Source organism: Halomonas daqiaonensis (genome assembly GCF_900109725.1).
In the GTDB taxonomy this organism is placed as follows: Bacteria; Pseudomonadota; Gammaproteobacteria; order Pseudomonadales; family Halomonadaceae; genus Halomonas; species Halomonas daqiaonensis.
This window is the reverse complement of the sequence record NZ_FOBC01000042.1, coordinates 1-1,361: the sequence shown is the minus strand read 5'-3', so window position 1 is coordinate 1,361 and position 1,361 is coordinate 1. Positions and strand designations below refer to the sequence as shown.

1 rRNA gene is annotated in these 1,361 nt (G+C 53.9%); it reads left to right on the top strand.

The window, feature by feature from the left end:
* Positions 1 to 207 precede the first annotated feature (207 nt).
* Positions 208 to 1,361 (top strand): 23S ribosomal RNA (locus tag BMY30_RS17440); the annotation flags it as partial.

Genomic DNA, 1,361 nt, shown 5'->3' with positions numbered 1-1,361 from the left:
ACAGTCGATGACCTGATCGAGTCTGCAGTCACAAGCCATTGTCACCTTCGGTGATGTCAGGTTTGTGACTGTCGATTGACAGTCTGCTCTTTAACAATGTGAATCATGCTGACAAGTTTCTTCCGAGAGGAAGAGACACGAGATACGTCTCAAGCGTATCCGGCAATTGTCGATCGTCATCGCGGACCAGACCTCTTGGGGTTATATGGTCAAGCGATGAAGCGCATACGGTGGATGCCTAGGCAGCCAGAGGCGATGAAAGACGTGGAAGCCTGCGATAAGGCTCGGCGAGGTGGCAAACGACCTGTGACCCGGGCATTTCTGAATGGGGAAACCCACCCACGGTAACGTGGGTATCCCACCCTGAATCCATAGGGGTTGGGAGGCGAACCGGGGGAACTGAAACATCTCAGTACCCCGAGGAAAAGAAATCAACCGAGATTCCCCCAGTAGCGGCGAGCGAACGGGGAGCAGCCCTTAAGCGTGTGACCGATTAGGCGAATGGCCTGGGAAGGCCAGCCATAGCGGGTGATAGCCCCGTAGCCGAAAATCTGATCACGTGAAATCGAGTAGGTCGGGGCACGAGAAACCTTGACTGAAGACGGGGGGACCATCCTCCAAGGCTAAATACTCCTGGCTGACCGATAGTGAACCAGTACCGTGAGGGAAAGGCGAAAAGAACCCCGGAGAGGGGAGTGAAATAGATCCTGAAACCGTATGCGTACAAGCAGTGGGAGCATGCATGTCATGTGACCGCGTACCTTTTGTATAATGGGTCAGCGACTTATTTTCAGTGGCGAGCTTAACCGATTAGGGGAGGCGTAGGGAAACCGAGTCTTAACTGGGCGACCAGTCGCTGGGAATAGACCCGAAACCGGGCGATCTATCCATGAGCAGGTTGAAGGTTGAGTAACATCAACTGGAGGACCGAACCAGGATCTGTTGAAAAAGATTTGGATGACTTGTGGATCGGAGTGAAAGGCTAATCAAGCCCGGAGATAGCTGGTTCTCCTCGAAAGCTATTTAGGTAGCGCCTCACGTAGCACCGCCGGGGGTAGAGCACTGTTTCGGCTAGGGGGTCATCCCGACTTACCAACCCGAGGCAAACTCCGAATACCGGTGAGTGACGCGTGGGAGACACACAGCGGGTGCTAACGTCCGTTGTGAAAAGGGAAACAACCCAGACCGTCAGCTAAGGTCCCGAAATCCTGGTTAAGTGGGAAACGATGTGGGAAGGCTCAGACAGCTAGGAGGTTGGCTTAGAAGCAGCCATCCTTTAAAGAAAGCGTAATAGCTCACTAGTCGAGTCGGCCTGCGCGGAAGATGTAACGGGGCTCAAACCAGGTACCGAAGCTACGGGT